8 protein-coding genes and 1 pseudogene are annotated in these 8,886 nt (G+C 41.5%); all 9 read right to left on the bottom strand.

From position 1 onward, the window contains the following. Positions 1-107: 107 nt before the first annotated feature. The gene (locus tag HMPREF1536_RS26490) at positions 108-1,001 is read right to left on the bottom strand and encodes an immunity 22 family protein (RefSeq protein WP_011203030.1); all 894 of its coding nucleotides are present in this window, start codon (positions 999-1,001) and stop codon (positions 108-110) included. Positions 1,002-1,006: 5 nt separating this feature from the next. Beyond that, positions 1,007-1,525: pseudogene (locus HMPREF1536_RS26855) on the bottom strand (RHS repeat domain-containing protein); the annotation flags it as partial. 153 nt (positions 1,526-1,678) lie between these two features. Continuing rightward, positions 1,679-2,587, bottom strand: a complete 909-nt coding sequence (locus HMPREF1536_RS26850) for a tyrosine-type recombinase/integrase (RefSeq protein WP_022218716.1) — start codon at positions 2,585-2,587, stop codon at positions 1,679-1,681. A 4-nt stretch (positions 2,588-2,591) separates the two neighbouring features. After that, the gene (locus HMPREF1536_RS26475; protein WP_233426440.1) at positions 2,592-3,539 is read right to left on the bottom strand and encodes a tyrosine-type recombinase/integrase; all 948 of its coding nucleotides are present in this window, start codon (positions 3,537-3,539) and stop codon (positions 2,592-2,594) included. A 51-nt stretch (positions 3,540-3,590) separates the two neighbouring features. Continuing rightward, positions 3,591-5,483: a hypothetical protein gene (locus HMPREF1536_RS26470; protein WP_028728962.1), complete on the bottom strand. Its 1,893-nt coding sequence runs from the start codon at positions 5,481-5,483 to the stop codon at positions 3,591-3,593. Positions 5,484-6,016: 533 nt separating this feature from the next. Continuing rightward, complete coding sequence (locus HMPREF1536_RS26465; RefSeq protein WP_044193049.1) at positions 6,017-7,057, bottom strand: PDDEXK nuclease domain-containing protein; 1,041 nt, start codon at positions 7,055-7,057, stop codon at positions 6,017-6,019. Positions 7,058-7,436: 379 nt separating this feature from the next. Then, a complete protein-coding gene (locus HMPREF1536_RS26455; protein WP_028728972.1) occupies positions 7,437-7,787 on the bottom strand; it encodes an immunity 51 family protein in 351 nt (116 codons plus the stop codon). After that, the gene (locus tag HMPREF1536_RS26450) at positions 7,777-8,124 is read right to left on the bottom strand and encodes a hypothetical protein (protein WP_011608529.1); all 348 of its coding nucleotides are present in this window, start codon (positions 8,122-8,124) and stop codon (positions 7,777-7,779) included. The genes HMPREF1536_RS26455 and HMPREF1536_RS26450 overlap by 11 nt, the downstream gene beginning before the upstream one ends. Before the next feature lie 12 nt (positions 8,125-8,136). After that, the coding region (locus HMPREF1536_RS28410) for an RHS repeat domain-containing protein (protein ID WP_316933319.1) at positions 8,137-8,886 on the bottom strand (750 nt) is incomplete at its 5' end.

Raw genomic sequence — 8,886 nt, 5'->3', positions numbered from 1 at the left:
TCGCCTTGACGCCTTCCGAGATACCCTTGACCTGCGCACCTACGCCGGTCTTTAGGTTTGCACTTACGCTGTCGAAATAGCCTGTGTCCGCCATAATAGATTTACCCCTATTCCGCTATATATGTTTCTAAATAATTGATTCCATTGTAGCTTCTTAATTCATCTACATATTTTTTAGGAGTTTCATAGGAATCGTAATTTTTCTTTTTGATAAAAATTCTTTGATTCTTTTTTTTGTCTTTGAATCCATTTGGAATATAACAAAATATACAATTCGCGGGCTTTATATTATATTCTTTAATATCAACTTCTATTGACCAGTCAGGGATAAGTTTATTATCTATCATTTCTCTTACCATCTTAAATGGATCTTCCAGATAATCTATAATTGTTACTTTTAGAAATTCAGGATAGTAATACTTAATATCAATATCTTTGCAAAATTGGCATCGGTGTTCAGGATTTGGGCGTTTCTTAGCTTGACAAGAATTATAGGCTTCCAACTCTTTCATATATATATCTTGATTGAAATATTCCATAAATTCTTCACGGCTCTTTTCAGTCCTGCCTATCCATATCATGTATTCAAGACCGGCTAATGAACCTGCGACACCTTCAATATTTTGTTCAAACTTATAAGAGCCAAGATAATTCATGGATACAGCTTTTTTCGCTTTTTGGGGAGAAATGCCACAAGAACAATTATAACATATTACAGCATTACACTGTGATATTCCAGCTTTTTCAATGGCTTCATGTATTTTAGAAGTTTCAGCAGGTATTAAATTTAATAATTCATTCATTCCATTGGAAGCATATTTCATAATGAGGAAATCCTCGTCATAATTCATTACTCCTAATTCCTTACAGAATTGACAGCAAAGTTCTTTGTTGTCTTCGTCATATTTTTTCCACCACTTATAGAATGCTGATTGATCCATATATTTTTCGAAATCAGCTTCCGAATTAAATTGACCAACCCAAATCATTATTTTATTCATAAAACTTATTTTTTATTAGAATATCCTACTACATGCTTATTGTGCAGTCTTTCAATCTCACTTTGAGCTTGCTGTTTTGATTTTGCATTAGTTATTGCATTAGCAAGTTTTTGATGAAAAATAGAACTGGCAGAAGAACGATGGTGAAGTCCCTTATTTCTACCAATTTTAATCTGCATATTTTTTGTTGGAATAACCATCTTCTTAAGTTCTGATGCTGTAAACCCAAGATCTTTTAACTTTGGCGCAAGATGAACAGGAAACATCTCGTGCATTCCACCACTACCTCTCAAGTGAGTTTTTACTGCATCAATATTAGCTTCTATATCTGTTACTGTAGCTTTATCCCACCAATCATTAAATGCTTTATTACCACGTCCCCATGGAGCAAGCCCCAATATATCAATCCATGTATTAGTATCATCCACATATCCATAAATAGTAGGATTACTACCATTAAGTCCAATCGGATCTTGCGAGACATACATTCCCATCTTCGGTGAGTAATACCTGAACTCCTTATACTTCCGTTCTTTAAACTCTCAAAACTTTAAGGTCAGAGATTAAAAAAACAGTTCCCACACTGCCTCACAGTCCAAAACAAACTCAAAGAACACAAAAAATCCGCAAAAAGCCAAAAACAGCTTCCTGCGGACAAAGGTAATAAAAAAGTCGGATTATCGGTTTATGATATGCGTATAAATCTGTGTGCTTTCCAAACAGCCGTGTCCCAAAAATCGAGCGATATTCTCCACGCTCATGCCGTTCTGTAACAGATGTGTAGCTATGGAGTGGCGTAAAACATGGAAGTGTAGCCGCTTGCGTTTAATCTCTTCGTTATCGCATTGCTGATGTAAATAGTGCAAATCCACCGACAGGGTTATTTTCTTCTGCACAAAAAGGCGGTCATGCCCGCACCTGATTTGATTGCGGAAGTTGTAAATATAGTGCTGCAAGGCTTTGTACACATTGTCGCTCATCGGTACTATCCTGTCCTTGTAGCCTTTGCCCTGCCGTATAAAAATCGTTTTTCTATTGAAGTCTATTTCTGCGGGCGTAAGGTTGTATCCCTCGCTTAAACGCAATCCGCAGGCGTAGAAAAGTACAAAAACCAACTTCAACTGCTCCTGTTTGAGTTGCCTGTGTTCGTGGTCTAAATGCGGGTACAGGTGGTTGATAGCCTCTTGCAGCATTTTTATCTCTTCCACCGTAAAAGGTTCTATTCGGCGTATCCTTTGGGATTCGTCTATGGTAATACGGCGGTTGGTGGGAACAAGCGATGTCCGTGCTCCCATTTGGTGCAGAAACTCGCACAACTTGTCTATGGCGGTAAAATAATCGTTCAGATAGGAAGCACTTAACGTTCTGCCCTTAAACTTGGTATTGGGGCGGGTCTGTTGGCAGTCAAAAAAATCGTTGATGTGCTTTTGTTCGGCTTGAACAATGTGGGTAATGTCTTTGCTTTCAAGCCATAGAAAAAAATCTGTTACCCTATAACCGTAGTTACATACCGTTTCGGTAGCAAATCCCAACGTATCCAACCAAAAAACGTACTGTTCGTGTATTGCCTTAAAATGCGTGTTCATTGTTTTAGAACGGATTAAATTTTGTGATGTCTTCCGCCAGTTCTTCAATGTGGTTGGGCAGATACTCCTCCGTACTGATGATACTTTTATGCCCCGCCATATATTGGGCTTTACGCAGTCCGTATGTCCTTATCCAATATGTGATAAGTGAAGCCCTTATCTGTGCGAGGGAGACAAAGTGCCTGTCTATACGTTTGAGTGCTGTCGTAAGCTGTATCAATGCCCGTGTGGCGTGTTTTTCACTGTTATCCTGTCGCACAGGCAAAAACAATGTGCCGCTTTGGCTCTTGCCCGTCAGCAGGGGACGTATCCCGTTCATGTAACGTATCAGCGTACCTGTTTGCGTGGCGTGCAACGGCAGGATTCTGTCCCTGCCTCTTGTGGTGGTCTGTACCGTTACGGTGGCTTTGTACAGGTCTATATCTTCGGTTTGTAGATGTAACACTTCCCTTGTGGTCAAGCCCTGATGTATAAAGAACAGCAACATCACATGGTTACGGGTTTTGGTGTGACAGCTCTCTTTATAAAGGGTTGGACGTATGCCCGACAAGGATTTTTCTTCCGCCGCTTTTACATAGAGCTGATAATAGCTGTCGGCAAGTTCGGTCAGTTCTTCAGGAGTGTAGATGTAATGCAAACGCCGTTTTTTAACTCCCCGCAGTTTGATGAGTGCGGTGGGATTAAGACAGATAATCCCCTGCCCGACAAGACAGTCAAAGTAATGTCGCAGGGCGATAAGTCCGTGATTACTGCTTACGGCTTGATGGTTCTTATGGTGTTTTAGGTAGCTTAAATAGTTTAAAATGTCTTTCTTCTGTACGTTTATCGTATCTTGGTCGCCGTACCACGATATAAAAAGACTGACTTGTCTTGCGTATTCTTTTATCGTTACAGGGCTTTTGTCTTGCTGCTGTAAATAGTTTTTAAAATCTTCCATTCTCTTGGGTTGCATCTTTTCATTCATAAATTTCTTTTTTTGTGTCGTCCTACTCCCAAAGGCTTGTTATAAAGCGGTTTGCGGGTCGGTCATCGGGGATTGGCTTACTGTCTTACTGCCTGTCGCAGCGAGGGTATAATAATACTGTCGGTTTTTCCATTCCCGTTTGAGTTTTCCCTGCTGCCAAAGACGTTTTAAATAGCGGGCTTCGGTGATTTGACTTCTGCCTGTCAGGGTGGTAAAATCGGCTGGAATATATTCCCGGTCAGGACTTCGGGCTTCAAGTTCCAAAAGCAATTTAAGGGTATATTCCTCTTTGTCGTCAATGCGTTTACGCTTTGAGGGCTTTTGCGGTGATTCCGCACTTAATCCCGTTGACGGTTCTTGTTCGGATTCTGCTTTTTGCTCGGGTTCTGTCGGCGGATTCTGTTCTTTACGGTAAGCATTCCAGACATCTTTTAAAGTGGCTTGCATCTCCTGTTCGATACGTCCCTGCACCTCCTTTTGATTTCCGAAGTCCGTAAGTTTGTAAATAAATCCCTCCCTGTGCTTGTTTCCGCCTGCCACTTGGATGTATGAAAACAGCTTTAACTCCTGCAAATAGCGGTTCAGCGTGCGGGGGTGTATCGGTTTGGTCTTGCGTATATCCAAAGCGGTGAACTGTGTGGTCTTTGCCTGTTGCAGATACTCCGTAAGCCACTTGTAAAAGCCTCTTACGGACGTGCTCAGTTCATCAGCCCGCCTGAACAGCGTGTTTTTGAGCAGGGCAAACGCCATTTCAATATCCTGCGGATGGGTGCGGATAAATATCTCTCCTGTATCGGTGTCGGTCAGCCGTTCCCTTTGGTATTGGAAAAAGAAAGTGATCGCTTCGATAAAGTTAAGGAGTAGCAACAGCGATTTGCGGGGATAGGCTATATCTTGAGGCAGGTTTATCAATGTGGCATACGGATTGACAACACTGATGTTTTGCAGCGAGGCAATCACGCATTTTAAAAGGTGCTGGGCTCGGGCAATATCTTCGGTTCTTATCTGTCCCGCCCTGCACTTCTTCTGATACTCCATAACGGCAAGGTCTTGGGCGGGACTGTGGTTCAGGTGCAGGCAGAGAAACGGCAATCCGAGTTCTTCAAGATTTTTGTCCGAGTAGGCACAGGCTATCAGACAGAGTTTGGCTATCACTTCAAAGGTGGTGGAATGGAGCATTCCGTCTTTGTCCTTGGTGGCACGTGTATTTACCAGCCGCCCCTGCGTCTGGAGCGTTGCCAGCGGTTGCAACATCTGTGTCGTCCATTCCAAATCTTCGATAAAAAGGGCTTTGCCGTTAATATCCCCGCTGTCGAAGTAGTACAGGGCGTTTGCCGATATACGGCTGTGGAACGAGAACGAACCGTCGGGCATACACTCCGAGAGCTTTTGCAGGATATAACTTTTACCGATACCCGATTTTGCCAGACACAAAACCGAAAAGGGATTGGCCGACTTGTGCGACGCCAACGCCAAGAACAGGATAAGGGCGTTACGGTCTTCACCCAAAATGCCGATGGTGTTCAGTTGCTCCATCAGACTGCCCGACAGGTTCTTTTCCGAAAGAAAACGTACCGCTTTGCGTCTGTCTTCCTCGCTCGGAGAAAAAGCCTGTTGCGGGGATTTGCCCGTGTAACGTAACTGTTGCAGGCGGTATTCTTCCAACTGCAAGGTAAGGGTATAAAGGCTGCGGCTGGCTTCGAGGAGTTTCAGCCCCCATTTATCACAAAGGGTTCTTTGAAGTTTGTCGGTTTGGTTGTCATTGTATAAATCCAATGTGGTGCGCTGCGGCGGATAGTCATTGTACGTGATGCGGAGCGTGCAAACCATGCGTTCCACTTGCGACAAATCCACTCCGCCCAGCACATCAACCGTTAACAGGTCATCCGTATAGGTGATGAAACGGGAGTTTGTAATCTGTAAATTCTTCATGCTGTAATTGTTTAAATGTCAGGCACGAAATAACACAGATTATACGAGAAATGAAAATGAAGTTATTAACACAAGGGGATGACTGACAACCATTTCCCTCTTTTCTTCTGATGGTTTTAAGGGATTGGGTCATGCTTCGTTTTTCATGTATATTTGTCCGTTTTTCTCTTTTTTTTATAATCTGATGATTGGGGCTTTCTTTATAGGGATTTCCTTTATTCAACCCATTTAAAGGAGGGAACAGGTATGAAGCTATTGAACAACTCAGAGGTCGGTCTATAAGGATAAGTACAAGAAGTATTTCTTTTAACAAAAATGCGTGACATCAAAAGAAGGGGATAAATAGAGATTACCCCTGCCAAAAATTGACACTTTTAAATTTACTGATTCTATTTTTGTGATTGGGGGCTTTCATACGTTACAGATAGCCCCAAAGAACATGCCCTATCCATGGTTCGTTCATTAAGACATGTTCTTGCATGACTAATTCTATTTGGGGGCTTTCTTTTCTGCAAGACAAGGAGTTTTGCTCTTTATTGATTCAGTTTCCTTTCTTGCTCTATCTGTACCCGTTGTCGTTCTATCTCTTTTTTGAGTTCCTGTTCTGTCGGCAGATAAAGCATGTATTTGGATGCAAAAATCTGGTTGCTGTCATTGAGCAGGCTATATTTTACAATGGTCTTGTCTTTTTCGGTACATAGGATAAGCCCGATTGTCGGATTATCGGTTTCCTGCCGCATCTTTTCCTCAAAATAGCGTACATACATATCCATCTGCCCGATATCCTGATGGGTAAGCGGTTCGGCTTTCAAGTCTATGATTAAAAAGAATTTGAGTATATAGTTATAAAATACCAAGTCCGCATAAAAGTGTTTGCCCGTGTCGGTGGTAAGTCGGTACTGGCGCCCCACAAAAGCGAAGCCCTTGCCTAATTCCTGCAAGAAGTTCTGCAACTTATCTATAATTGCCTGTTCCAGTTCATTCTCCCTAAAGTCCGTATTATCCTTTAAGCCTAAAAATTCCAGTACATAAGGGTCTTTGATAATGTCTTTCGGCTCTTGCCTGATTTCTTTTTCGGCAGCTTCATCCTTGACTATTTGGGTATTGTGGCTCATAAGCATCCGTTCGTAATAGAGGTTGCCGATTTGCCGTTCAAGCGTTCTCGTACTCCAGTTGCAATCTATGGTTTCCTGCATGTAAAACAGCCTTGCCTGCCCGTTCCCTACCTTTAAAAGCAGGCGGTAATGCGTCCAACTCAATTCAGGACGCAGTGCGTCACATTTTGGATAAACGAGGTAAAAGTTACGCATGTGGCGCAGGTTACTTTCATCAAAGCCACGACCGTGTTTTTTAGTCAGTTTTTGGGATAATTGTTTGAGAACCTGTTTGCCATATTCCGCCCTTTCTTTTCCCTTTTGTTCTTCTTCGACGATTACTCTGCCGATATGCCAGTATGCCCTGACCATCGTAATATTGGCGGTGCGGTAAACCGCAGCACGTGCCTCTTCGATTATCCGGTTAATCGTGTCGTAAAGGGTGCTGATTCCTTTTGTTATTTCTCCATTTGTCGCCATGTCATTCCAATAATTTGTACGCAAAGGTAGTAATTTAAAACGACTTGAAAACAAGGGGATTACTTTCTTTCACGCTCCGCAGGAACAGAGGGGCTTTCTTTATCGGGGCTTTCCTGTAATCGGATAAAAGGGAATGTGGCAACCCTATAAAAGCAGAACGCTGTTTTGACATGTTTTTTCAATGAAATAAAATCCCGTTTATAGAACCGAAAAAATCCCTTAAAACCATCAGAAGAAAAGAGGGAAAACAAACAAAATACCTGTTGATAACTTTTTTTGTAAGAGGCGGTCAGTCCCTGTTTTTTTACTCCTTTTTTCTTTTGCAACAAAAAACCACTCCATTTGAAGCGTTCTTTTGTTTGTATAAAGATGTGTTTTTTTAATCTAATTCTGCTCTTAAAAATAAATCTTGTATTAAAGTTTCGTTTTCGCAGGTTTCTTTAAATGCAATTATAAAAGATTTTAGAGCATCTGGATTAGATGAATAAACACAAAACATATCTGCTTCGGGGTCAAACTTTATGATTTCTATTAGTTCAGTTTTTTGTTCTTCCAAAAATACTTTTGCTAAAGCCCCCCAATCATAACCGTTGCCCTCAAAGCCCTCATCTTCTCTTGCTTGGAAAATTTCTGCTTTGTATTCTCCAACATTCAAACATACCGAAACACTATTTTCGTGTTCGATCCAAAAGAATGGTTTTATTAACTCATTAAAATTATTAGTGTCCATATTGTTCCAATTGTTTAAAGAGTTCATCGCCATTGGCTTTTATACCGTCCCTGTACTTTGCAGGTATTTTATTACCAACACGTTCAAACCAATCGTTAAACGTATTTTTCCATTCTTTTACTTTGTCTTTTTTGATGCTCAAATTTGCATCGATTGGAAATCTTTTTGCAAGCATAATTAGTATTTCAATATGTGCTAAAAGAGCTTGCGTTGGTTTATTTGCTGTTTTTAACCATTCTGCATTTTCTTCAATTTGTTTTATAGCCAAATTAAAGTAGCGTGCATTTGCCATATCAGCCATTTCATTTCCATCGGGTGCTGTGCTAAATATTTTCATTTTTTATTTGTTTTAAGATTTACAGCCTACTTTTACTTTCTTTGGTTTTTTGTATATTTTATCTCGTAAATCGTCTAACGGATTTTCCGATGTCCAGCGTTCTTTTATTCGACCTCTGTTTCTATTATCTAATCCTGATTTATCTAATCTGGCTTTAATCGAATCAAAGTCTGACCAATCGTCAGCTCTTTCCTTCAAACGTTGTCTTATCAAAGCCCCTTCAATAGAGCGAGCTTGGTCGTGTGTAAGTCCGTCAGCCAATATTTCCATATTGTCGAACACTTTTGTTTTGCCGTGTTCTGCCATACGTTCTAAGGCAGTTCTGCTTGTAATACCATAATAAACTACCTTATTATCTCTGATAAGTTGATATACAAGCTCTCCACTTAGACCTAAAACATCAACCCAAGTATTAGTATCTTTCACATAAGCGTATGTATTAAATCCGCCCGCCAGCCCAATCGGGTCAGAAGAAATATATATCCCCATTTCAGGCGAGTAGTATCTGAACCTGTTGTACGCCAGCCCTGTCTCCCGGTCATAATACTGTCCCTGGAACAGGAACGGTACCATTCCCTTGTTGCCGGTCTCCCCGATGACGTTCCCGTCCATGTCGAGCACCCGGCTCCACACCTCGTTGCCCTCGGCATCGTATGCCTCCGTCGGCGTTCCGAGCTGGTCTGTCAGTATCGAGTAGGACCTGCCTTCCTTTATCATTGCCACCGGCACGAAGGACTCCTCGTCGAAGAGCCATACCGTCAT

The organism is Parabacteroides gordonii MS-1 = DSM 23371, assembly GCF_000969825.1.
GTDB lineage: Bacteria > Bacteroidota > Bacteroidia > Bacteroidales > Tannerellaceae > Parabacteroides > Parabacteroides gordonii.
Note: the sequence above shows the minus strand (reverse complement) of the source record. Positions and strands in the feature narration are given on the sequence as shown.